Genomic DNA, 385 nt, shown 5'->3' with positions numbered 1-385 from the left:
TCTGGCGCTGCTCGCGCGGGGCCGGCAATACCGGATCTACCAGCACCGGTCGGTGCCGGAAATCGTCGAGCACATCCTGCGCGGCCGTCACGATTTCCGGGGCCAGGACTTCCTCTTCCACCTGCACCGCGAGTACCCCCGGCGCGAGCAGGTGATGCAATACGGCGAAAGCGACCTGGCCTTCATCGCCCGGTTGCTGGCCGAAGTCGGCATCTGGTACCGCTTCACCAGCGACGAACGCCTGAGTATCGACGTCGTCGAATTCCACGACTCCCCGCGCGCCTACCAGTTCGACGTCGAACTGCCGCTGCGTCCGCTCTGCGGGTTGAGCAGCAGCGGCGAGGACAGCGTCTGGGCCTTGCAGTCGGAACACCAGGTGGTGGAG

General features: G+C 66.0%; 1 protein-coding gene. It reads left to right on the top strand.

What is annotated here, in order from left to right:
* On the top strand, positions 1-385 hold a 385-nt coding region (locus ACM6G4_RS22530), incomplete at both ends, for a contractile injection system protein, VgrG/Pvc8 family (protein ID WP_414914658.1).

Origin of the sequence: Pseudomonas sp. IT-P258 (assembly GCF_949767825.1) — a bacterium.
Lineage (GTDB): Bacteria > Pseudomonadota > Gammaproteobacteria > Pseudomonadales > Pseudomonadaceae > Aquipseudomonas > Aquipseudomonas monachiensis.
This window is presented reverse-complemented; position numbering and strand designations above follow the sequence as displayed.